The organism is Paracoccus aestuariivivens, from assembly GCF_009711225.1.
In the GTDB taxonomy this organism is placed as follows: domain Bacteria; phylum Pseudomonadota; class Alphaproteobacteria; order Rhodobacterales; family Rhodobacteraceae; genus Paracoccus; species Paracoccus aestuariivivens.
On sequence record NZ_WMIE01000016.1, the window covers coordinates 49,323 to 72,411 of the forward strand.

Consider the following 23,089-nt stretch of genomic DNA (forward strand, 5'->3'; position numbering starts at 1 on the left):
CGCCGCAACATCAACCCAGTTTCAGACCTTGACGTTGGACGGAGCCTGCGCCTAAATCGCATTAAATGAACAATCGTTCAATAAGTGGGAGAAGCCGATGTTCACCATGGGGATGGAGTTCGATCTGGGCGAGGACGTGAACGCGCTACGTGATGTCGTGCATCGTTGGGCGCAGGATCGGGTCAAGTCTCTGGCGGCCGATACCGATCGCGAGAACCTGTTCCCGAACCAGCTTTGGCCCGAAATGGGAGAGATGGGTCTGCTGGGCATTACCGTAGCCGAGGGTTACGGCGGTGCAGGAATGGGATATCTGGCCCATGTCATCGCGACCGAGGAAATCGCGCGGGCCAGCGCCAGCATCAGCCTGTCCTATGGCGCGCATTCGAACCTCTGCGTGAACCAGATCAAGCTGAACGGCACGGACGAACAGCGGGCGAAATACCTGCCGAAGCTTTGCTCCGGCGAGCATGTCGGCGCACTTGCGATGTCCGAGGAAGGGGCGGGCAGCGACGTCGTCTCGATGAAGCTGCGGGCCGAAAAGCACAACGACCGCTATGTGCTGAACGGTAACAAATACTGGATCACCAACGCTCCTGACGCCGACACTTTGGTTGTCTATGCCAAGACCGACCCCGAGGCGGGCAGCAAGGGCATCACTGCCTTTATCGTCGAGCGTGGCATGGCGGGTTTCTCGACCAGCCCGCATTTCGACAAGCTGGGGATGCGCGGCTCGAACACGGGCGAGCTGATCTTCGAGAATTGCGAGATCCCGTTCGAGAACGTGCTGGGGGCCGAGGGCAAGGGCGTGCGGGTGCTGATGTCGGGCCTCGACTATGAGCGCGTTGTGCTGTCGGGCATCGGCACGGGGATCATGGCCGCTTGTCTGGATGAGGTCATTCCATACCTGCGCGACCGCAAGCAGTTCGGCCAGCCGATCGGGTCCTTCCAGCTGATGCAGGGCAAGATCGCCGACATGTATGTCGCGCTGAACACCGCGCGGGCTTACGTCTACGAGGTCGCGCGCGCCTGCGATGCAGGTCGCGTGACGCGGCAGGACGCGGCGGGTGCGGTGCTTTACGCCAGCGAGCAGGCGATGGTGCAGGCGCATCAGGCCGTACAGGCGCTGGGTGGGGCGGGTTTCCTCAACGATTCGGTCGTCAGCCGACTTTTCCGCGATGCAAAGCTGATGGAAATCGGCGCGGGAACCTCGGAAATCCGTCGTATGCTGATCGGACGCGAATTGATGGGGCTGGTTTAAACCCCTGATCAGGAGGACGCGCATGTTGAAGCTGTTCGCCGCACTTGCCATCGCTGTGCCCGTCACGGCCATTGCGCAAGAGTTCAAAGTCGACCCCAAGCTGGTCAACGCCTGTTTCAACGAGGTTCCTAGGGACCTGATCGACGCGCCCTGCATCGGCAATGCCGCCGAGGCCTGCTCGGCCACCACCGAACAGGGTGAGACCACCTTGGGCATCAGCCAGTGCAAAATGGCCGAGACCAAGGCGTGGGACGACCTTCTGAACGGTGAATACAAGACTCTGCGCAAGAACTACGCGGATCAGCCCGAATTGCAAAAAGGCCTGCAGGCGGCGCAGAGGGCATGGATCGCCTTCCGCGATGCCGATTGCAAATTCGCCTATGACGTCTGGGGTGATGGCAGCATCCGACAGATCGTCGGCGCGGATTGCCAGTTGCGCCATACCGCGCATCGGGCGGCAGAACTCAAGAACATGCGGAACGATTGATATGCTTTTGAAGACACTTGCCGTTCCCTCCTCCGACACGTTCCGGTCGAACCGTTCGGCGCATCTGGCGGTGCTTGAGACGGTGCGCGAGGCGGCTTTGTCCGCCGCCGCCGGTGGCGGCGCGAAGGCGTTGGAGCGGCATGTCAGCCGCGGCAAGATGCCGCCGCGCGAGCGGGTGGCGAACCTGCTCGATCCGGGCTCGGCTTTCCTCGAGATCGGGGCGACGGCGGCGCATGACATGTATGGCGGTGACGCGCCCTGCGCGGGCGTGATCGCGGGGATCGGGCGGGTCAACGGGTGTGATGTGATGGTCGTGGCCAATGACGCCACGGTCAAGGGTGGCACCTATTACCCGATGACGGTCAAGAAGCACCTGCGCGCGCAGGAGATTGCCGAGGAATGCCATCTGCCCTGCATCTACCTGGTCGATAGTGGCGGCGCGAACCTGCCCAATCAGGACGAGGTCTTTCCCGACCGCGACCATTTCGGGCGCATCTTCTACAACCAGGCGCGAATGTCGGCCAAGGGCATCGCCCAGATCGCGGTGGTGATGGGCTCCTGCACGGCGGGCGGGGCCTATGTCCCGGCCATGTCCGACGTGACCATCATCGTGAAGAACCAAGGCACGATCTTTCTGGCCGGTCCGCCTCTGGTCAAGGCCGCGACGGGAGAGGTCGTCTCGGCCGAGGAACTCGGCGGCGGCGACGTGCATACCCGCCTGTCGGGTGTGGCCGACTACCTCGCCGAGGATGACGCCCATGCCCTCGCGCTGGCCCGCCGCGCCGTCGGCAATCTGAACCGCACCCTGCCGCAAAGCGTGCAATGGCAATCCCCCGAGGCCCCGCTTTACGACCCCGAGGAGATCCTCGGCATCGTCCCCGCCGACCTGCGTACGCCCTACGACATCCGCGAGGTCATTGCCCGCGTGGTCGACGGTTCGCGCTTCGACGAGTTCAAGCCGCGCTTCGGCGAGACGCTGGTCACCGGTTTCGCCCATCTCGAAGGCTGCCCCGTCGGCATCGTCGCGAATAACGGCGTGATCTTTTCCGAGGCCGCGCAGAAGGGCGCGCATTTCATCGAACTCTGCTCGATGCGGAACATTCCGCTGGTCTTCCTGCAGAACGTCACCGGCTTCATGGTCGGCCGCAAATACGAGAACGAAGGCATCGCCCGCCACGGTGCCAAGATGGTCACGGCGGTCGCCACGACCAATGTCCCCAAGATCACCATGCTGGTCGGCGGCAGTTTCGGGGCGGGCAATTACGGCATGTCGGGCCGCGCCTATTCGCCTCGCTTCCTCTGGACCTGGCCCAATTCGCGCATCTCGGTCATGGGCGGCGAACAGGCGGCGGGCGTCCTCGCCACCGTCCGCCGCGAGGGTCTTGAGCGTGCCGGCAGCACATGGTCCGCCGAGGACGAGGCCGAGTTCAAGCGCCCCACCATCGAGATGTTCGAGCGCCAGTCGCACCCGCTCTATGCCTCGGCCCGGCTCTGGGATGACGGCCTCATCGACCCGCGCAAGACCCGCGACGTGCTGGCTTTGTCGCTGCGCGCCAGCCTGAACGCCCCGATCCAGCCGACGCGTTTTGGCATTTTCAGGATGTGAGGCGATGCCCGAACAATCGATCTTCGTCTGGCAGGGCGGCGGACAGGGTGAAGACGAGTTGCTCGCCGCCTGCTATCGCAACTCCCTGAACCTCGCCCGCGAACATGGCCTTGAAAGCATCGCCTTTCCCGCCATTTCGACCGGCATTTTCGGCTTTCCTGCCGATCGTGCCGCGCGTATCGCGCTCGAGACCATCCGCGCCCAGGGGCAGGGCCTTGCCGTGACACTTGTCGCCTTTGACGCCGCCAGCGCCCGCATCCTGTCGGAAGAGCTGGACGAATGACCATTCCCGATCCGAGAGCCGCCTGATGTTCCAGAAAATCCTGATCGCCAATCGTGGCGAGATCGCTTGCCGCGTCATCGACACCGCCCGCAAGTTGGGCGTCCGCACGGTCGCGGTCTATTCCGATGCCGATCGCGGCAGCCGCCATGTCGCTTTGGCGGATGAGGCCGCCCATATCGGCGGGTCTGCGCCGCGCGACAGCTATCTGCGGGGCGATGCGATCATCGCGGCGGCCTTGGAGACCGGCGCGCAGGCGATCCATCCGGGCTACGGCTTCCTGTCCGAGAATCCCGATTTCGTCGATGCGGTGACGCAGGCTGGGATGGTCTTTATCGGGCCCTCGGCCGAGGCGATCCGCAAGATGGGCCTCAAGGACGCAGCCAAAGCGCTCATGGAAGAGGCGGGTGTGCCTGTTGTGCCGGGCTATCACGGCAGCAATCAGGACCCAGCGCATCTGGCCGAGGCGGCAGGCCAGATCGGCTATCCGGTGCTGATCAAGGCCGTCGCGGGCGGCGGCGGCAAGGGGATGCGCTTGGTCGATAAGCCCGCTGACTTCACCGATGCGCTGGCCTCGGCGCAGGGCGAGGCGCTGACCGCCTTCGGCAATCCCGCGGTGTTGATCGAGAGGTATATCCAGCAGCCGCGCCATATCGAGGTGCAGGTCTTTGGCGATGGCATCCGCGCCGTTCACCTGTTCGAACGCGACTGCTCGCTGCAGCGCCGCCACCAGAAGGTGATCGAGGAAGCTCCGGCCCCCGGCATGACCGAGGAAATGCGTGCCGCCATGGGCGCCGCTGCCGTCCGTGCCGCCGAAACCATCGGCTATTCCGGCGCGGGCACGATCGAATTCATCGTCGATGGCAGCGAGTGTCTGCGTCCCGACGGCTTCTGGTTCATGGAGATGAACACCCGTCTGCAGGTCGAACACCCGGTGACCGAGGCAATCACCGGCGTCGATCTAGTCGAATGGCAACTGCGCGTGGCCTCGGGCGAGCCTTTGCCCGCACGGCAAGAGGATCTGTCGATCTCCGGCCATGCCTTCGAGGCGCGGCTTTATGCCGAGGACGTGCCGGCAGGCTTCCTCCCGGCGACGGGCACGCTGGCACATCTGCACTTCCCCGGCGGAGCCCGCATCGAGTCTGGCGTGCGTCCGGGGGATACGATCAGCCCGTGGTATGACCCGATGATCGCGAAAGTTGTGACGCATGGCGCGACCCGCGCCATCGCCCTGCGGGCCTTGGAAGCGGCGCTGTGTGATACCGAGGTGGCGGGCTCGGTTACCAATCTCGATTTCCTGATCGCGCTGACCCGGCACAAGGGTTTTGGCCAAGGCGAGGTCGATACCGGCCTGATCGCCCGCGACCTTGGCGCGCTGACCGAGGCCGCCGAGCCCGATCCGGCCACCCGCGCACTGGCGGTGCTGGGTCTGGCGGGTCTTGCCGATCCGCTGGTCAGGGGCGGGATTACGCTCTGGCAGCCCCTGCGCCGGACCATCGCTTGGGAAGGCGGCGAGGCGGTGCTGGAGGTCCTTGGCCCCGGCGCGGCCCGCGTCACTCTGGCAGGCGTGGCGCATGAGATCGCCTATGAGGGCGGGCGCTGGTGGGTTGATGGTAAGCCGCGCCGTGCGCGCATCGTCAGCCATGCGGCGGGGACCAGTGTCTTTGGCGGGCGTTCGCTGACGCTGCTGCCTTTGGACCCCTTGGCGCGGGGCGGCGAGGAGGTCGGCGGCGGGCTGACGCTTTCGCCCATGCCCGGGCTGGTCAAGGCGGTCTTCGTCGCGCCGGGGCAAGAGGTCGCGGCGGGCGACCGCCTTGCCATCCTCGAGGCGATGAAGATGGAGCATAGCCTGACCGCCGCCCGCGACGGGCGCGTGGCCGAGGTGCTAGCCCAGCCCGGCGATCAGGTCGAGGCCGGTGCCGCGCTGATCCGGCTGGAAGAGGATGCCGATGCCTGACCTCACGCTGTGGCATGTGCCGCTGTCGCGCTCGATGCGGGCGCTGTGGCTGCTGCATGAGATCAGCTGCGACTTCCGGATCGAGAGCCTGGATTTCTTCGACGGCTCGATGCGCCAACCGCCCTATGCCGCGATCCATCCGGTCGGGCGGGTTCCGGCGCTGCAGGACGGCGCGGTCACGCTGCATGAATCCGGCGCGATCACCGAATGGCTGTGCGAGACCCGCGCGCCGCATCTGACCCGCGCGGCTGGCACGGCAGATCGCGCCGCATGGCTCGACTGGCTGCATTTCGGCGAGACTTTGGGCCAACATCTGGCGAACCTGACGCAGCACCACATCATGCTGCGTGAGGATTGGCAGCGCTCGCCCACGGTGATGAAGCTGGAAGCGGCGCGACTGTCCCGCGCTTTGGGGCTGGTCGAGGCGGCGCTTGCGGACCGCGATTGGCTGCTGGGCGAGTTCTCGGGCGTGGATTGCCAGATCGGCTATTCGGTCTGGACCGCCGCGCGTTTTGTCCGCTTCGATACCCGTCCGGTTTTGGCCGCTTACACCGCCCGCTGCGCCGCCCGTCCGGCGTTTCAAGCGGCGCTGCCCGCGCCCGACACGCGGGTGATCTACAGCCAAGATTTCTACGAGGTTCCAGATGCAACGCGCTGAAATATTTGAAATGGGACCGCGCGACGGGTTGCAGAACGAAAAGCGCCTAATCCCGGCTGCAGACAAGATCGCGCTGGTCGATCTGCTGTCCCGCGCCGGTTTCCGGCGCATCGAGGTGACAAGCTTCGTCAGCCCGAAATGGGTGCCGCAACTGGCCGATGCCGCCGAGGTCATGGCGGGGATCAGCCGCGTCCCCAGTGTCAGCTACGCGGTGCTGACCCCGAATATGAAGGGCTATGAGGGGGCGCGGGCTGCGAAGGCCAGCGAGGTTGCGATCTTCGCCTCGGCATCCGAGGGTTTCTCGCGCGCCAATCTGAACGCGACGATTGCCGAAAGCCTTGAACGTTTTGCACCCGTTGTTGGGGCGGCAAGGGCCGATGGCATTCCGGTGCGCGGCTATGTCTCGGTGGTGACGGATTGCCCATTTGACGGGCCGACGCCGCCCGAAAACGTCGCACGGGTCGCGGCGGCTTTGCGCGACATGGGCTGCTACGAGATCAGCCTTGGCGACACGATCGGGCAGGGCCGTCCCGAGACGGTGGACGCGATGCTGGCTGCGGTGCTGCAGGAAGTGCCTCCCGAGAAACTCGCCGGCCATTTCCACGACACGGCAGGGCGGGCGCTGGCCAATATTGACGCTAGTCTCGCGCGCGGATTGCGGGTTTTTGATGCTGCGGTGGGCGGTCTCGGCGGCTGCCCCTATGCGCCGGGTGCTGCAGGGAATGTCGCGACCGAAGCCGTCGCCGCGCATCTGGCGGAACGGGGATTTGAGACGGGGCTTGATCTCGGCGTGATTGCCCAAGCCGCCGAGATGGCCCGCGCACTGCGGGCAAGAGGGGAATGATGGACACGATCCGCATCGAGACCGACGCACGCGGCGTCGCGCATCTGTGGCTGGCGCGGGCTGAGAAGCATAATGCCCTCTCGGCCCAGATGATCCGCGAGTTGACGGAAGCCGCGAGCCTGCTGGGCGCGGACCCTTCCGTGCGGGTGATCGTCCTCGCCGGCGAGGGTAAAAGCTTCTGCGCCGGCGGTGATCTGGGCTGGATGCAGGCACAGATGGCTGCCGATGCCGAAACCCGCCGCGCCGGTGCGCGCGAATTGGCGCTGATGCTGCAGGCGCTGAACACGCTGCCCAAGCCACTGATCGGGCGGGTACAGGGCAATGCCTTTGGCGGTGGCGTCGGCATGATCTCGGTCTGCGATGTGGCGATCGGCACACCCGAGGCGCGCTTTGGCCTGACCGAAACCCGCCTTGGACTGATCCCCGCCACCATCGGCCCCTATGTCATCGCCCGAATGGGCGAGGCCAAGGCCCGCCGCGTCTTCATGTCGGCGCGGCTGTTCGGAGCCGAGGAGGCGCAGCGTCTCGACCTGATCACCAGTTGCGCCGATATTGCCACGCTGGACGCTGCAATCGAGGCCGAAGTCCTGCCTTATCTTTCCTGTGCGCCGGAAGCCGTTGCCGCCGCCAAACGCCTTGCCCGCAGCCTCGGCCCCCGAATCGACGCAGATGTGATCGAGAAAACCGTCGATGCCTTGGTCGAGGTCTGGCAATCCGATGAGGCAAGGGAAGGCATCACCGCCTTCTTCGCAAAGGAGAAACCAAGTTGGCAGGCATAGCCTTGCGCTGAGCGCATGGCCGACCTGATCTGAGGGGATGCTGACAGGGAAAGGGGCGATCTGTTATCGCCAACGTATACCTTAATCCCCTCAGACTGATCGGAATGAGACGCATGTCGCCCCAGCCGAACCTAAAACTTGCCATCCTTGCCCTTGGGCTGGGCTCCTTCGCGATCGGAACCTCCGAATTCGCTGCGATGGGCCTGTTGCCATGGTATGCCAGCGATCTGGCCATCACCGAGCCGCAAGCCGGTCACGTCATCAGCGCATATGCGTTGGGAGTCGTCGTGGGCGCGCCGATTACCTCGATCATCGGCGCGCGGTTGCCGCGTCGGCGTTATCTGGCGGCGCTGATCGCGGCTTACGGGGTGATGAACCTTCTGGCGGCAATCCTTCCGGGCTATGGCACGCTGGTTTTCACCCGCTTTCTGGCAGGCCTGCCGCATGGTGGCTATCTGGGTGTCGCGATGCTGTTCGCCGCCGATGCCTTGCCGAAAGAGCAACGCGCCAAGGGCGTCACGCAGGTTCTTCTGGGGCTGACCATTGCAAATATCGCGGGCGTGCCTTTGGCTGGAGTGCTGGGGCAGGGGCTTGGCTGGCGCTGGGGCTTTGCCTTGCCGGGCGTGCTTGCGCTGATCGCGGGCTGGCTGATCCTGCGCCTTGCGCCTCGGGTCGGGGCATCGCCCGATGCCAATCCGCTGGCCGAGCTGAAGGCGCTGCGCAATCCCGCCGTGATCCTGACCTTGCTGGTCGGGGCGATCGGTTGCGGCGGCGTCTTTGCGGTTTACGCGTTCCTGTCGGCCGCGATGCTGGCCACGACCGAACCGCCCGCATGGGCGGTCGCGGCACTGCTCTCCGTCTTCGGTATCGGTATGACGCTGGGCAGCATTATCGCGGCCAAACTCACCATCCGTCTGGGTGAGTTCCGCGCTTCGCTGGCCTTGATGGTGTTTATGGGGGTGACGCAGGCAATGGCCTCGCTCGCGGTGGGCAACTGGGTCCTGATGATCGGTTCGTCATTCCTGGTCGGGGTGGGCGCGTCCATGGCGGTGCCGTTGCAAACGCGCCTGATGGAAGTCGCCGGAGAGGCTCAGTCGATGGCTGCTGCGATGAACCACGCCGCCTTCAACGCCGCGAACGCGCTGGGGCCGTGGCTTGCAGGCATGGCGTTGGCCGCTGGCTGGGGCTGGCGGTCCTCGGGGCTGGTCGGGGTCGGTCTGTCGCTGGCAGGGATCGTGGCGCTGGGTTTTGCCTGGTGGCAGTCCCGCGCCTCAGGGCATTCCGCCCAGGATTACCCCGCGCGAGCCTGAGGCAAATTCCCGCCGGACCGTCAGCGCCAGAACCGCCGTCGTGGCGATAAACAGCCAGACCGGTCCGGCCAGCCATCCCAACGCACCAAGCGCGAAATAGACGCAGCGCAAACCCGAGTTGAAGCTCTTCGCGGCCGTGATGTTGATCTCGGCCGCTTGCAGGGCGCGGGGGATGGCATGGGGATTCTCGATCTCGTTCGGGACAGCGGCCATCATCACCGCGCAATAACCGAAAAGCCTGTGCGCCCAGATGAAGCGCAGCAGCGCGTTCGCGACGAAGAACAGCGCGACCACGATCTTGATTTCCCACATCAGCGCCGGAACATGGGCCATATCGAACTGGCGCGCGACGCCAGCGATCTGGTCGGTATTCCCGATCAGCGCCAGCCCGCCCCCGACCGCGATCATGCAGGCCGAGGCGAAAAACGCCGTCCCGTCGCGCAGGGATGACAGGATATTGCCGTCGAATATCCGTGGTGAACGGGTCACGAATTGCCGCATCCACTCGCGGCGATATTCCTTCATCAGGACGGATACGGACGGATAGCCTTTTGGCGGATGCTCGGTGAGCCAACCGATGCCGAACCATGCAACGAAAAGCCACAGCACGGCGATGGCGTCGCCGGTCGTGAAGGGGCCAAGGATCAGAATGCTATTCTCCATGCGGCGAGATTAGCCGTGCCGTTCCGCGGTTGCCAGTGACTTGCCGCAGGGCTATCCAAGGAAAGTTACCATTTCTTTGGAGGAGGCAAATGGCAGCAATCCGATATATCGCGGTTGGGCATTTCTGATGCAAATGCCCCAGCCCGACCCGCGCATTATCGCACGGCGCGCCAGCATTTCTGCCCGGCTACGTCAGGCGGTGCCAGATGCTGTGATCGACGATCCGGCCGAGACGCGGGCCTATGAATGCGACGCGCTTTCCGCCTATCGCTGCCCGCCCTTGGCGGTGGTTCTGCCCGCGACGACCGCCGAGGTCTCGGCCGTTCTGCGCATTTGCCATAATGAAGGCGTGCCGGTCGTGCCGCGTGGCGCAGGGACCAGCCTCGCGGGCGGCTCGATGCCCACGGCGGATGCGGTGATTGTCGGTTTGTCCCGCATGAATGCGGTGCTGGAGGCTGATTACAACGACCGCTTCATCCGGGTGCAGGCGGGACGGACGAACCTGTCGGTTTCGGGCGCAGTGGATGCCTCGGGCTTCTTCTATGCCCCCGACCCGTCAAGCCAGTTGGCCTGCGCGATTGGCGGCAATATCGGGATGAATTCCGGCGGCGCGCATTGCCTGAAATATGGCGTCACGACGAACAATCTGCTGGGCGTGACGGTCGTGTTGATGGATGGCGAGGTCGTCGAACTGGGCGGCCCGATGGGCGAGGCTGCTGGGCTGGACCTGCTGGGCGTCGTCTGCGGGTCCGAGGGCCAACTTGGCATCGTGACCGAGGCGACCTTGCGCATCCTGCCTAAACCCGCCGGGGCACGGCCCGTGCTGGTGGCGTTCGACGCCTCGGAAACCGCAGGGGCCTGTGTGGCGGCGATCATCCGCGCGGGCGTGCTGCCCGTCGCCATTGAATTCATGGACCGCCCCTGCATCCTCGCGACCGAAGCCTTCGCCCATGCCGGCTACCCCGATTGCGAGGCTTTGCTGATCATTGAGGTCGAGGGAACGCCGCCCGAGATCGACGAGCAACTGGCCCTGATCCGTGACATCGCTTCGCGCTTCGACCCGATCGAGTTCCGCGAGAGCCAGTCCGAGGACGAATCCCGTCGCATCTGGCTGGGCCGGAAATCGGCCTTTGGCGCGATGGGGCAGATCAACGATTACATGTGCTTGGACGGGACCATCCCGGTCAGCACCTTGCCGCAGGTCTTGGCAGGCATCGCGGACTTGTCCCGCGAATTCGGGCTAGAGGTCGCCAATGTCTTCCACGCGGGCGACGGGAATATGCATCCGCTGATCCTTTATAACGCCAACAAGCCCGGCGATCTGGAACGCTGCGAGGCTTTGGGTGCCGAGATCCTGAAGCTTTGCGTCGAGGTCGGCGGCTGCCTGACCGGTGAGCATGGCGTCGGCGTCGAGAAACGCGAACTGATGTCCACCCAATTCAACGACATCGACCTTGAGGCCCAGATGCGGGTCAAGGACGCCTTTGATCCGCAATGGTTGCTGAACTCGGCCAAGGTCTTTCCGCTGGCCGTCTCGGCCCCCCGCCGCGAGGGCATCCGCAATGCGGCCTGAATCCGAAGACGACCTGTCCCACCTGATCCGTTCCGCCTCCGCGCCTTTGTCACCCATCGGCGGCGGCACGCGGCTGCAACCGGGCGAGGGTGCGGGCGAGCGGCTGAACGTCTCGGGCCTGCGCGGGGTGGTGCTGTATGAGCCCGCCGCCCTGACGCTGGTGGTGCGGGCTGGGACGCCCTTGGCCGAGGTGCAGGCCACGCTGGCCGCCGAGGGGCAGATGCTGGGCTTTGAGCCTGACGCGCGCCCCGGTTCGACCATCGGGGGCGTGGTGGCGGCCAATGCCTCGGGGCCGCGTCGAGTGCAGGTTGGGGCCTGCCGCGATGCACTGATCGGGGTGCGCTATGTCAACGGGCAGGGAGAGGTCGTCAAGAATGGCGGGCGGGTGATGAAGAACGTCACCGGCTATGATCTGGTGAAGCTCATGGCCGGATCGCGGGGCCGCCTAGGCGTGCTGACCGAGGTCGCGCTGAAAACCGCGCCGATGCCGCCTTGTTCTGCCACGTTGGCGCTGCCGGGGCTGGATGCCTTAGGTGCGGTGGCGGCGCTGACTTCGGCTCTGACCGGGCCGTTCGATGTGTCCGGCGCGGCTTGGCTGCCGGGGCAGGGCGCGCTGATCCGGATCGAAGGATTGGAAGGTTCCGTCAGCATTCGCAGCCGTGCTCTGACCGAGCGGTTGTCGAGCTTTGGCGAGGTGGCTGAGGGCGACGGCACAAGCTGGTCGCAGATGGTTCCGACCGCCGCCGAAGGCGATCTGTGGCGCATCGTCTGCCGTCCGTCCGAGGCCCCTGCGCTGCTGGCCACCCTGCCGCAGCCCTTGGCAGTCGATTGGGGGGGCAGCCTGATCTGGGTCGCTTTGTCTGCGGGCGAGGCCCCCAACCTGCCCGCATGGTCGGGCCACGCCACCCGCGTAACCGGAGCCGAACCGATGACCCTTCCCGTGCCCAATCCGGTTGTGGCGCGACTCAATGCCAGCATTGGCGAGCGGTTCGACCCTCGCCGGATCTTTGCCAGCTAGGATTTCATGCAGACGAATTTCACCGAAGAGCAGCTGAGCGACCCGCTGGTCGCGCGCTCGAACAAGATCCTGCGCGCTTGCGTTCATTGCGGCTTTTGCACGGCGACCTGCCCGACCTATCAGGTGCTGGGGGACGAGTTGGACAGCCCGAGGGGGCGGATCTACCTGATCAAGGACATGCTGGAAAGCGGGCGGGATGCGGATGAGAAGACCGTCAAGCATCTGGATCGCTGTCTGGGGTGTCTCAGCTGCATGTCCACCTGCCCCTCGGGTGTGGATTACATGCACCTGATCGACCATGCCCGCATCCATGTCGAAAAGACCTATCGGCGTCCGTGGCAGGATCGCGCGCTGCGCTGGATGCTGGCGAAGGTGCTGCCCTATCAGGGCCGCTTCCGGCTGGCTCTGCTGGGCGCCAAACTCGCGCGGCCCTTCGCGCGGTTCATGCCCGATGCGCGGCTGCGGGCGATGCTGGAGATGGCTCCGAAATCCATCCCCTCGGTCAGCCGCAACGATCAGGGGCAGGTTTTTGCGCCTATCGGCGAGAAGCGGGCGCGGGTGGCGATGATGCCCGGTTGCGCGCAAAGGGCGCTGAACACCGACATCAACGACGCGACGATCCGCCTGCTGCGCCGCGCGGGTTGCGAAGTGGTGATCCCTGAAGATTTCGGCTGCTGCGGCGCGCTGACCCATCACATGGGCCGCGAGGAAGAGGCGTTGCATTCCGCCCGTGCCACCATCCGCAGCTTTCTGGCGGCGGGCGAGTTGGACGCGATCATCATCAACACCTCGGGCTGCGGCACGACGATCAAGGATTACGGCAAGATTTTCGCGGGCGATCCGATGCAGCCCGAGGCCGAGCAGGTCGCGCGCCTGACCCGCGACGTGACCGAGTTCCTTGACCGTCACGGTCTGCCCGAGGGGCAAGGCGAGGGGCTGCGCGTGGCCTATCACTCGGCCTGTTCGCTGCAGCATGGCCAGCAGATCAAGACCACGCCGAAATCGCTGCTGACACGCGCGGGCTTTACCGTGGTCGAGCCGGAAAACCCGCATCTCTGCTGCGGTTCGGCTGGGACCTACAACCTGCTGCAGCCCGAGCTTTCGGGCGAACTCAAGCGCCGCAAGGTCGCGACGCTTGAGGCGACCTCGCCGCAGGTCATCGCGGCGGGAAATATCGGCTGCATGATGCAGATCGGCTCGGGGACCGGTGTGCCGGTTGTCCATACGGTCGAACTGCTCGATTGGGCGAGCGGCGGGCCGAAGCCGCGCGCCTTGGCCGAGGCTTGAAACGGGGCCAGCGCATACCTAGCTAAACTCTGTCGGAGGGCCCAAGGGCGCCGACAGACCTGCCCGCCCGAAAAGGGGGGCAAGCCTTTGTATCGCTTGAAGAAGGATGCGAAAATGCGCAATTTTGATCTGACCCCGCTGTATCGCGCCTCGGTCGGTTTTGACCGTATGGCTGATGTCATGGACCGTGCTTTGTCCGCCGATATCGCGAGCTATCCCCCCTATAATATCGAGAAGACCGGCGAGAATGCCTATCGCATCTCGATCGCCGTCGCGGGCTTTGGTGCCGATGACCTGAATGTCGAGGTCAAGGACGGCGCCGTGATCGTCTCGGGCCGGAAATCGCCCGAGGAGGAAGGTCGGACCTTCCTGCATCGCGGCATCGCGACCCGCGCCTTTGAGCGCCGCTTCACGCTGGCCGACCATGTCCGCGTCGATGGCGCGAGCCATGAGGACGGGATGCTGAATATCGACCTGATCCGAGAGATCCCCGAGGCGCTGAAGCCGCGCCGCATCGCGATCTCGAAGACGGTGAAAGCGGTCGAGAAGCTGGATTCCTGATCCCGCTGCCGGGGGCATTGCGCCCCCGGACTTGAGATTTCGGGGCGTGGTCAAGGCCGCGCCCTTTTTGATTCACAGCTTGCGGCGGGCGCGCAAAGCGGCGGTGATCGTGCCGTCGTCGAGATAGTCGAGTTCGCCGCCGATCGGCACACCTTGGGCAAGGCCGGTAACGGTGACGCCGGTCGGTTCAAGCGCCTCGGCGATGTAATGCGCGGTGGTCTGGCCCTCGATCGTCGCGGAAAGGGCAAGGATCACCTCGGACGCGTTTTCATCTGCGATGCGCGTGATGAGTTGCGGGATGCGCAGGTCCTCGGGGCCGATTTCATCCAGCGCGGACAGGCTGCCGCCAAGGACGTGATAGCGGCCTTTGAAGGCGCGGCCACGTTCCAAGGCCCAAAGGTCGGCGACATCGGTCACAACGCAGATTTCGCCGGTGGCGCGGGCAGGGTCTTGGCAGATCGGGCAGATGTCGGATTGGGTGACATTGCCGCAGGTCAGGCATTCGCGGGCGGATTCCGCCACGCCCGACATCAACGTCGCAAGCTGGGCCATCTGACCCGTGCGCTTGCGGATCAGATGCAGCACGATGCGACGCGCCGAGCGGGGGCCAAGCCCCGGCAGGCGCGCCATCGTTGAGATCAGCGATTCAATATCGTCGCTGGGGCCAGAGGCCATGTCAGAAGGGCATCTTCAGATCTGCGGGCAGGCCCATTTCGCGGGTCAGGCGCGCCATTTCCTCGGCCGATTTGTCGGTGGCGCGGCGTTGCGCATCCTTGATCGCGGCGAGGATAAGGTCCTCGACCACTTCCTTGTCTTCCGAGCGGAAGATCGACGGGGCGATATCGAGGCCGGTCAGCTCGCCCTTGGCGGTGGCCGTGGCCTTGACCAACCCGCCGCCCGCCTCGCCGGTGACGGTCAGGCGGTTCAGCCCTTCCTGCATCTCGGTCATCTTGGTCTGCATCTGCTGGGCCGCTTCCATCATCTTCGACAGATCGCCCATATCGCCCAAACCTTTGAACATTTCTTATTCCTCGTCCTCGAAGGGGTCCCATTCCTCGACCTCGGCCACGGGGCCTTCGGTCAGGTCATGCGGGGATGTATCCTCGCCCACGGGCTTTTCAACCGCTGGCGGGGCGGGAACGGGACGGATTGCGGTGATTTTCGCCGTCGGAAAGGCCGCGAAGATTGCCTGCACGGTCGGATTCTCCATCGCGCGGGCGCGGGCTGCGACCTCGCGCGCGGCGCGTTGTTCGCTGATTGTGGGCTGACCACCTTCCGAGACGACCGTGACGGCCCAGCGTTGCCCGCCGGTCCAGCCGTGCAGACGCTCGGCCAGTCGCTGGGGGAAGTCGCGAGGGGCGCGGTCTGTCGGTTCGAACTCGATCCGGCCCGGCGAATAGCGGACAAGGCGCAGGTGATCCTCGACATCCAGCAGCAGCTTCATGTCGCGCATGCGGCGGATCAGCTCGATGACGGATTCGAAATCCGGGAAGGCCGCGAGGGCATCGGGCGAGACCGCAATCGCCAGCGCGCCGCCATCGGGGCGGGCGGCGATGGGGGCGCGGGGGGCGGCCATGCGCGGGGCGTCAGCGGGACGCTGCGCGGGGGCCGAGGGGGCGCGGTTGAACTCGCCCGCCGAAATCGAGGTCTGGACCTTGCGGATCAGCGCCTCGGGGTCGGGAAGGTCGGCGACATGGGTCAGGCGGATGATCGCCATCTCGGCCGCCATCATGGCGTTCGGGGCTTGGCCGACTTCTTCCAGCGCTTTCAGCAGCATTTGCCACAGCCGGGTCAAAGCGCGCATCGGAATGCGGGTGGCGATGTCCTGACCGCGGGCGCGCTCATCGGGGCCGATGGTCGGGTCGTCGATCGCCTCGGGGGTGATCTTGACGATGGAAATCCAATGCGTGATCTCGGCCAGATCGCGCAGCACTGCCATTGGGTCGGCCCCATCGGCATATTGCGCTTGCAACTCGGCCAGCGCCTCGGCCGCCGCGCCGCGCAGGATCATGTCGAAAAGGTCAAGGACTCGGCCACGGTCGGCCAGACCCAGCATGGCGCGGACCTGCGGGGCGGTGGTCTCGCCCGCGCCATGGCTGATCGCTTGATCCAGAAGGCTGGTCGCGTCGCGGGCAGAGCCTTCCGCCGCGCGGGTGATCAGGGCCAACGCATCGTCGGTGATTTCGGCATTCTCGCGGCTGGCGATCTTGCGCAGCAGGGCAATCATCACCTCGGGTTCGATCCGGCGCAGGTCGAAACGCTGGCAGCGCGACAGCACCGTGACCGGAACCTTGCGGATTTCCGTGGTGGCAAAGATGAATTTCACATGCGGCGGCGGTTCTTCCAGCGTCTTCAAAAGCGCGTTGAAGGCGCTGGTCGACAGCATGTGAACTTCGTCGATGATGTAGATCTTGTAGCGTGCCGAGGCCGCCCGGTAATGGACCGACTCGATGATCTCGCGGATGTCGCCCACGCCGGTGCGGGATGCGGCGTCCATCTCCATCACGTCGACATGGCGGCCCTCGCTGATCGCCACGCAATGCTCGCAGGTGCCGCAGGGTTCGGTCGTCGGGCCGCCCGTGCCGTCGGGGCCGGTGCAGTTCAGGCCCTTGGCGATGATGCGCGCGGTGGTGGTCTTACCCGTGCCGCGAATGCCGGTCATGATGAAGGCCTGCGCGATGCGGTCAGCGGCGAAGGCGTTTTTCAGCGTCCGCACCATCGCGTCCTGACCCACGAGGTCGGCGAAGGTTTCGGGGCGGTATTTCCGCGCCAGAACTTGATAGGTCTTTTCGCTTTCGCTCATGGTCCGCCTTTTCTCTGCCGCGACACATTAGACGCGGGTGGGCAGGGCGGCAACCTTTGGGCAACGCAGATGTGACCATTGCCAAGAGATTGCGCGTTTCCCCAAGGATGTGTCCGCGGCATAGTCCGAGGATGCAGCGCCGTTCCCTGATCCTTGCCGCCACCGCTTTGCTGGCCGCGCCGCGCTTGGCGCGGGCGACGGCTGCGGGCCTGTTGCAAGAGGCCGGGGCGATGCAGCCGCTGCGCGCCATTGCCGTCTGGCGGGACGGCGAAGAGGTCGCGGCGCAGGGCTATCGCGGCTATGGGCCGGATCAGCCCACGAATATCAAATCGGCCTCGAAATCGGTGATCTCGGCCTTGGCGGGGATCGCGATTGCCAAGGGCGTGTTTTCCGGCCCGGATCAGCGGGTGGACAAGGTCCTGACGCGCGATCTGCCACCCGATCCCGACCCGCGCATGGCATCGCTGACGCTGGGGCATCTGCTGTCGATGCAGGCGGGCTTGCAGCGCCAATCGGGGCCGAATTACGGGCGCTGGGTCAGCAGCCCGAACTGGGTGCGCGCCGCATTGGCCGCGCCTTTTGAAACCGATCCCGGCGGGCGGATGCAATATTCGACGGCCTCGAGCCATCTGGTCTCGGCCATGCTGACCAAGGCCGGGGGCAGGTCGACGCTGGCCTTGGCGCGGGACTGGCTGGATATTCCCGGCTTTGCCATCACCGCATGGGAGCGTGACCCGCAGGGCATCTATCTGGGCGGCAATCAGATGGCGATGTCGACGCGCAGCCTGATGGCCTTTGGCGCGGCCTATGCGGCAGGCGGGCAGGGGGTGATCGCGCCGGAATGGATCGACGCAAGCTGGCAGCCGCGCACGCGATCCTTCTTCAATGGCGAGGAATATGGCTATGGCTGGTTCATCAGCCGGATTGGCGGGCGGGATGTGCGTTACGGCTGGGGCTATGGCGGGCAGATGGTCTATGTCTTTCCCGGCGCCGTGCCCGTGGTGATCGCCATGACCTCGGAGCCGGATCAACCCTCGGCGCGCACCGGCTACCGGACGGAATTGCATGCGCTGGCGGGTGATCTGGTGCAAAGCCTGTGAGGGGGGCGTTGACCAAGGCTGCGGCGCAGCATATCTGCGCCTCATGGCACGCGCACCCCTTTTGCAACTCACCGATATTTCGCTGACCTTCGGCGGCAATCCCGTCTTTGACGGTCTGAACATGACCGTCCAGCAGGGCGACCGGCTGGCGCTGGTTGGCCGCAATGGCTCGGGCAAATCCACGCTGATGAAGGTCATGGCCGGGCTGGTCGAACCTGACACGGGTCAGGTCGTCACGCCCGCCGGCGTCAAAGTCGGCTATATGGAGCAGGACCCCGATCTGTCGGGCTTTGCCACTTTGGGCGATTTCGCCCGCGCGGGCCTGCATGACGGCGAGGATTACCGCGTCGAAATGGCCGCCGAGGGGCTGAAATTCGACCCCGACCGTGTCGTGGCCACCGCCTCGGGCGGTGAGCGTCGCCGTGCGGCACTTGCCCGCCTTTTGGCCGAGGCGCCGGAACTGATGCTGCTCGATGAGCCGACCAACCACCTGGATATCGAGGCCATCAGCTGGCTGGAAGAGCAGCTGTCGACGACCCGCACCGGCTTCGTCCTGATCAGCCACGACCGCGCCTTCCTGCGCGCGCTGACCCGTGGCACGCTGTGGATCGACCGCAGCGAGATCCGCCGTCAGGATCGCGGCTTTGAGAATTTCGAGGATTGGCGCGAGACAGTCTGGGCCGCCGAGGATGACGCCCGCCACAAGCTCGACCGCAAGATCAAGGCCGAGGCCCGCTGGGCCGTCGAAGGCATCAGCGCACGGCGCAAGCGCAATCAGGGCCGTGTCCGGGCGCTGGCGGCGCTGCGCGACGAGCGCGCCGGTCAGATCCGCCGTCAGGGCGCGGCGCTGATGGAACTGGAATCGGGCCAGCAATCGGGCAAGCGCGTGATCGACGCCAAGGGCATTTCCAAGGCCTTCGGCGATCGCACCATTCTGAAGCCTTTCGATCTGCGCGTGCTGCGCGGCGACCGCGTGGCCTTTGTCGGCCCGAACGGCGCGGGCAAGACCACGCTGATCAAGATGCTGACCGGTGAAATTGCCCCCGATGAGGGCGAAATCAAGCTGGGCACCAATCTGGACATCGCGATCTTTGACCAGGCCCGCAGCGCGATCGACGAGACGGTCAGCCTGTGGGACGCGATGACCGGCGATCCCGAGATGCGTGTGTCTGGGCGCTCGGATCAGGTCATGGTGCGCGGCAATCCCAAACATGTCGTGGCCTATCTGAAAGATTTCCTCTTCGACGAGGCACAGGCCCGCGCGCCGGTCGGCAGCCTTTCTGGCGGCGAGAAAGCGCGGCTTTTGTTAGCGCGGATCATGGCCCGGCCCTCGAACCTGCTGGTGCTGGACGAACCAACCAACGATCTGGACGTGGAAACGCTGGACCTGTTGCAGGATATCCTTGGCGAATATGACGGGACCGTGCTGCTGGTCAGCCACGACCGCGACTTCATCGACCGCGTGGCCACCACCACCGTGGCGATGGAGGGCGATGGCCGCGCCGTGATCTATCCCGGCGGCTGGTCGGATTACCGCGCCCAACGTCCCGATGACGCGCCCGAGGTCGAGGTCAAGGCTGCACCTGTCACGTCCAAACCTGAAATCACGGCGCAGCCCGTAAAATCCGGCCTGAGCTTTACCGAGAAAAAACGGCTGGATTCGTTGCCCGGTATTATCGAGCGACTGGAGGCTGAAATCGGCAAGCTGCACGAGTTCCTTGCCCAGCCTGATCTGTTCAGCACCGCACCCGCCAAATTCGCCAAGGCGAGCGACGGTCTGACCGAACGGCAAGCTGCACTGGCTGCGGCCGAAGAGGAATGGATGGTGCTTGCCGAGAAAGAAGACGGATAATTCCGGAACCGCGTTTCTACCGGAGATCCGGCATATTTCGAACGATTCCGGTCTGTTCGACCGGTTTCGTTCGGAATTGACCTATCCAAAAAGCCCAGCCTTATCAGGCGGTCATTCAGGTTAATATCATCTCCAGTCGATTGGGGATGATGACATGAAATCTGCTCAATCCTTTGGAATAGCGCAGGCCTCGCGGTTGATTTCATTGCCGACAAAGCTGGCCGCGCCGAATCCGTACAAGGAAGCGCTGCTTGAGCCGCTGCGCGAACGAAATGCCTTTCTGGACTACATTTTCTACGATCTGCGCGTTCTGGAAGAAGATGAGGTCGCGCAACTGGCCCCCAGCTATGCGCGCGAAGGGGCCATCATCCTGACCGAGCCTTCCGGCGCGGGCGGGCTGACGGTCTGGCAGACATTCGAAAGCTTTCAGGCTGATGCATATCCGAAAATGGCCGATTGCATCGCTGTGGCGGGGGTCGGATCATCGGGTCTTGGCACGGCGGCATTCTCGCGAAACGTGGCGGATGCCATTGGCAGGCCGGTATTGAGTGTGGTTTCGGGCTATGGTCTGGCCGATCTGATGTCCGAGGCGCTGGGCGGCTTCTTCTGGTTCGGCTGGCTCAATGCGATGCGGCATAGCTTCGAGCCGCTTGATGCGATGACACGGATGTTGCCCTCGACGCTAGAGACGACTTCGGGGAACCTGACGACGGTGATTCGCCGCAGCCTTGACGTGAAGACGCTGTATTCGTTGCTGGAGTTTCTGGACTGGTCGCTGCTTGTCGGCCATTCCAAGGGGAATCTGGTGATTTCCGAGGCGCTGTTCGAACTGACCGAACACAAGCCGCGCTTGGCGAACGCCTTGGCCGACCGGTCGCGGATCGTGACCGTCAGTGCCAAGATCCATATGCCACGCCCATGGAAGCGGGTGATCGACGTGATGGGCAGTCTGGACGGTTTCGGCTTGCTCAATTCACGGGCGTCGATCAGCACTGATAAAAGCATCGCCTGTGCATGGCATCACACGAATACCGAACTTTTATTCCACCTGCCCGTGACCGATGCACTGCGCGAGGTGTTGTGAAAAGGGGCGGTCTGCCCGCCCCTTGACCGGTCGGATTAGCTTGCCGCTGTCGTACCTTTGACAACGCTGAGTTTACGTCCGAATTGCGAGACGAGTTCCCAGCGGACGCGATCGCGGTCTGCGGTGCGGACCCACGGCCAGCAGGTGAACGTATAGGTTTCATCCGTCATGGCGCTGAGCGTCAGTGAGGGCGTCGGATCATCCAGAACGTCGGGATGTTGTTCCATGACCTGACGCAGCAGCGATTCGGCTTCGTCTAGGCTGTGCTTTCCGGCGTTGACGGCAACCTCCAGCGACAGGCGGCGGGTATCTGCGCCCGTCGAATTGACGATGACGTCTTCCCAGATCTTGTTGTTCGGAACGATCACCTTGCGGTTTTCCGACGTGCTGAGATGGGTCGAGAACAACGAGACCTTCTCGACCTCGCCCGACACGCCTGCGGCCTCGATCTCGTCTCCGGCATCGAAGGGGCGCAGGAACAGGATCAGCATGCCGCTGGCGAAGTTGCTGATGGTGTTTTGCAATGCGAAGGCCAGAATGAAACCTGCGGCACCCAGTCCGGCAAGGATGGGAGTCATGTTCGTCCCGATCCATGACAGTCCGAACAGGAAGCCGACCAACCCGCCCAGACGGGCAATCCATCTACGCAGGAAGATACGCATCAGTTTCGAGGTCAGATGCGTCCGTTTCAGCGCGATATTCACGATCAGGCTGATCAGCCAGCCCGCGATGATACCGCCGATGGTGAACAGAAGCACGGACACGATCCGGCGCAGCAGGCGCTGGCCGCCATCTTCGGCATTGGCCCAGACTTTCAGGGTCAGCAGGGCGGAATGCAGGTTGGTGGTGTCGACCTGAACACCGCCGACATCTTTCACATAGGCGCGGTAGTTCGTTGTGTCCTCGGGGGCACCGCCCTTGTCCTCATATGCGTCCATCACCTCGCGGAAGCGGTCCGAGATCGTAGTGCGGATCTCGCGCAGCTTGGCGATCTTCTCGACCATCGACTTTTGTTCGGGAGTCAGTTCGCGGGTCTCGCCTTCGGCCAGAGGGGGCGCGTCGGCATTGGTCTTTTCGATCTCGGCGTTGAGTTTCAGCGATTCCAGCTCGGCCGTGGCGAGATTGCCGACAGCCTTTTGCAGTTCACCTTGCCAGCCCGACATTTCGGTCTTGAGTTCGGAAAGCGTCAAAGGTTCAAGCAGGAAACCCAGTTCATCCGTCGTGACGTCAAGATTGGCGGTCGATACCGGCCCGGGCTTTGCATCACCAGCTGTAACCAGCTCCTTGACGGCCGCTTTCACCTGTTCTTGCGAGGCGACCGGAGGCGTGTCCGATCCGCCACTTGGGATCATCTGCGCGCTCGCCGCAACGGGGGTGAAAAGCAGCATGGCCGCGAAAAGCGGGGCGGCAAAATGGCGTTTGCGGGGGGATTTGTCTGGCGTCGGTATGGGGGATCGGGTGGACATACTAACGGAATAAGGCACAGGAGCACTCCCACTGGCGTTCGCATTGGTGTCGCCAGTGAAGGCTAACACGGGGAGGCAGGGGGGTAGCATTATTTTGCATCTTTTGACTATCAGGCCACCGTGCGACCGATTGTCCAGTTTGAAAGCCGGAATGCGAAAAGGCACCCGCGACGGTGCCCTTTGTCGCAAAACCAGCGTCATTCTGTACCGCCCCAGTGAAAACCTGCTCATGTTATAAGGAGTAGGACGTAGCGATGAGCAGACCATTGGAAGACGTTGTCAAACGGTGGACGATCATCTGGCTCATCCGAATCTCATCGGCTCACGCATCGAGAAAATTCCACAATCCCATCCCCCTATTCATTGGGAGGATTACCATCTGCAAGACATCCCCGGGGGAGCCCTGCGCGACAAGGTGCTCGAAGCGCTCTGGCTGGTCGGTCGCTTGCTGGAACAGACCCCGAAGAGCAAGGACAGGATCTATTCCCTGCACGAGCCGGAGG

General features: G+C 64.3%; 22 protein-coding genes. 17 read left to right on the forward strand and 5 right to left on the reverse strand.

Going from position 1 to position 23,089, the window contains the following annotated elements:
- Nucleotides 1–97 precede the first annotated feature (97 nt).
- From GL286_RS17610 to GL286_RS17650, 9 genes are all read left to right on the forward strand, one after another.
- Nucleotides 98–1,258 (forward strand): isovaleryl-CoA dehydrogenase, encoded by a 1,161-nt coding sequence (locus tag GL286_RS17610; RefSeq protein WP_155096883.1) that lies wholly within the window; start codon nucleotides 98–100, stop codon nucleotides 1,256–1,258.
- A gap of 22 nt (nucleotides 1,259–1,280) precedes the next feature.
- A complete protein-coding gene (locus tag GL286_RS17615; RefSeq protein WP_155096884.1) occupies nucleotides 1,281–1,745 on the forward strand; it encodes a lysozyme inhibitor LprI family protein in 465 nt (154 codons plus the stop codon).
- 1 nt (nucleotide 1,746) lies between these two features.
- Nucleotides 1,747–3,351: a carboxyl transferase domain-containing protein gene (locus GL286_RS17620; protein ID WP_155096885.1), complete on the forward strand. Its 1,605-nt coding sequence runs from the start codon at nucleotides 1,747–1,749 to the stop codon at nucleotides 3,349–3,351.
- Between the two features lie 4 nt (nucleotides 3,352–3,355).
- Entirely contained in the window at nucleotides 3,356–3,634 is a 279-nt protein-coding gene (locus GL286_RS17625; protein WP_155096886.1) for a macro domain-containing protein, read from the forward strand.
- A gap of 25 nt (nucleotides 3,635–3,659) precedes the next feature.
- Nucleotides 3,660–5,588, forward strand: coding sequence for an acetyl-CoA carboxylase biotin carboxylase subunit (locus GL286_RS17630; protein WP_155096887.1), 1,929 nt, complete (start codon nucleotides 3,660–3,662; stop codon nucleotides 5,586–5,588).
- Nucleotides 5,581–6,246, forward strand: coding sequence for a glutathione S-transferase family protein (locus tag GL286_RS17635; protein ID WP_155096888.1), 666 nt, complete (start codon nucleotides 5,581–5,583; stop codon nucleotides 6,244–6,246). The genes GL286_RS17630 and GL286_RS17635 overlap by 8 nt, the downstream gene beginning before the upstream one ends.
- Nucleotides 6,233–7,090 carry a hydroxymethylglutaryl-CoA lyase gene (locus tag GL286_RS17640; protein WP_155096889.1) on the forward strand — a complete coding sequence of 286 codons (858 nt, stop codon included), beginning with the start codon at nucleotides 6,233–6,235 and terminating at the stop codon, nucleotides 7,088–7,090. The genes GL286_RS17635 and GL286_RS17640 overlap by 14 nt, the downstream gene beginning before the upstream one ends.
- A complete protein-coding gene (locus tag GL286_RS17645; protein ID WP_155096890.1) occupies nucleotides 7,087–7,869 on the forward strand; it encodes a crotonase/enoyl-CoA hydratase family protein in 783 nt (260 codons plus the stop codon). Before GL286_RS17640 ends, GL286_RS17645 begins: the two co-directional genes overlap by 4 nt.
- Nucleotides 7,870–7,982: 113 nt before the next feature.
- Nucleotides 7,983–9,179, forward strand: a complete 1,197-nt coding sequence (locus tag GL286_RS17650) for an MFS transporter (protein ID WP_155096891.1) — start codon at nucleotides 7,983–7,985, stop codon at nucleotides 9,177–9,179.
- On the opposite strand, the gene GL286_RS17655 is transcribed toward GL286_RS17650, so the two are convergent.
- Entirely contained in the window at nucleotides 9,141–9,842 is a 702-nt protein-coding gene (locus tag GL286_RS17655; RefSeq protein ID WP_155096892.1) for a DUF599 domain-containing protein, read from the reverse strand. The two genes, GL286_RS17650 and GL286_RS17655, sit on opposite strands and share 39 nt — an antisense overlap.
- Nucleotides 9,843–9,969: 127 nt before the next feature.
- Here GL286_RS17655 and GL286_RS17660 point away from each other — a divergent pair, with 127 nt between their 5' ends.
- The 4 genes from GL286_RS17660 (at nucleotide 9,970) to GL286_RS17675 (ending at nucleotide 14,281) form a co-directional block, all read left to right on the forward strand.
- Nucleotides 9,970–11,415 (forward strand): FAD-linked oxidase C-terminal domain-containing protein, encoded by a 1,446-nt coding sequence (locus tag GL286_RS17660; RefSeq protein ID WP_155096893.1) that lies wholly within the window; start codon nucleotides 9,970–9,972, stop codon nucleotides 11,413–11,415.
- On the forward strand, nucleotides 11,405–12,433 hold the full coding sequence (locus GL286_RS17665) for an FAD-binding protein (protein ID WP_155096894.1): 1,029 nt from the start codon (nucleotides 11,405–11,407) through the stop codon (nucleotides 12,431–12,433). The genes GL286_RS17660 and GL286_RS17665 overlap by 11 nt, the downstream gene beginning before the upstream one ends.
- Nucleotides 12,434–12,439: 6 nt before the next feature.
- Complete coding sequence (glcF, locus tag GL286_RS17670) at nucleotides 12,440–13,720, forward strand: glycolate oxidase subunit GlcF (RefSeq protein WP_155096895.1); 1,281 nt, start codon at nucleotides 12,440–12,442, stop codon at nucleotides 13,718–13,720.
- A gap of 114 nt (nucleotides 13,721–13,834) precedes the next feature.
- On the forward strand, nucleotides 13,835–14,281 hold the full coding sequence (locus GL286_RS17675; RefSeq protein ID WP_155096896.1) for an Hsp20 family protein: 447 nt from the start codon (nucleotides 13,835–13,837) through the stop codon (nucleotides 14,279–14,281).
- A gap of 72 nt (nucleotides 14,282–14,353) precedes the next feature.
- Here the strand turns inward: GL286_RS17675 and recR are convergent, their stop codons facing one another.
- The 3 genes from recR to GL286_RS17690 are packed head-to-tail and all read right to left on the reverse strand — an operon-like array spanning nucleotide 14,354 to nucleotide 17,084.
- Nucleotides 14,354–14,956 carry a recombination mediator RecR gene (gene recR, locus GL286_RS17680; RefSeq protein ID WP_155096897.1) on the reverse strand — a complete coding sequence of 201 codons (603 nt, stop codon included), beginning with the start codon at nucleotides 14,954–14,956 and terminating at the stop codon, nucleotides 14,354–14,356.
- A gap of 1 nt (nucleotide 14,957) precedes the next feature.
- Nucleotides 14,958–15,302, reverse strand: coding sequence for a YbaB/EbfC family nucleoid-associated protein (locus GL286_RS17685; RefSeq protein WP_155096898.1), 345 nt, complete (start codon nucleotides 15,300–15,302; stop codon nucleotides 14,958–14,960).
- Between the two features lie 3 nt (nucleotides 15,303–15,305).
- The gene (locus GL286_RS17690; protein ID WP_155096899.1) at nucleotides 15,306–17,084 is read right to left on the reverse strand and encodes a DNA polymerase III subunit gamma/tau; all 1,779 of its coding nucleotides are present in this window, start codon (nucleotides 17,082–17,084) and stop codon (nucleotides 15,306–15,308) included.
- Nucleotides 17,085–17,215: 131 nt separating this feature from the next.
- Between GL286_RS17690 and GL286_RS17695 the strand changes: the two genes are divergently transcribed.
- From GL286_RS17695 to GL286_RS17705, 3 genes are all read left to right on the forward strand, one after another.
- The gene (locus GL286_RS17695) at nucleotides 17,216–18,184 is read left to right on the forward strand and encodes a serine hydrolase domain-containing protein (protein ID WP_155096900.1); all 969 of its coding nucleotides are present in this window, start codon (nucleotides 17,216–17,218) and stop codon (nucleotides 18,182–18,184) included.
- Nucleotides 18,185–18,227: 43 nt separating this feature from the next.
- Nucleotides 18,228–20,036 (forward strand): ABC-F family ATP-binding cassette domain-containing protein, encoded by a 1,809-nt coding sequence (locus GL286_RS17700; RefSeq protein ID WP_155096901.1) that lies wholly within the window; start codon nucleotides 18,228–18,230, stop codon nucleotides 20,034–20,036.
- Nucleotides 20,037–20,190: 154 nt separating this feature from the next.
- Nucleotides 20,191–21,120: a hypothetical protein gene (locus GL286_RS17705; RefSeq protein WP_155096902.1), complete on the forward strand. Its 930-nt coding sequence runs from the start codon at nucleotides 20,191–20,193 to the stop codon at nucleotides 21,118–21,120.
- A 35-nt stretch (nucleotides 21,121–21,155) separates the two neighbouring features.
- Here the strand turns inward: GL286_RS17705 and GL286_RS17710 are convergent, their stop codons facing one another.
- Nucleotides 21,156–22,472 carry a mechanosensitive ion channel family protein gene (locus tag GL286_RS17710; RefSeq protein WP_170295276.1) on the reverse strand — a complete coding sequence of 439 codons (1,317 nt, stop codon included), beginning with the start codon at nucleotides 22,470–22,472 and terminating at the stop codon, nucleotides 21,156–21,158.
- A 400-nt stretch (nucleotides 22,473–22,872) separates the two neighbouring features.
- On the opposite strand from GL286_RS17710, the gene GL286_RS17715 reads away from it, so the two are divergent.
- Nucleotides 22,873–23,089 (forward strand): hypothetical protein (locus GL286_RS17715; protein WP_155096904.1); only part of this gene is annotated, 217 nt, incomplete at its 3' end.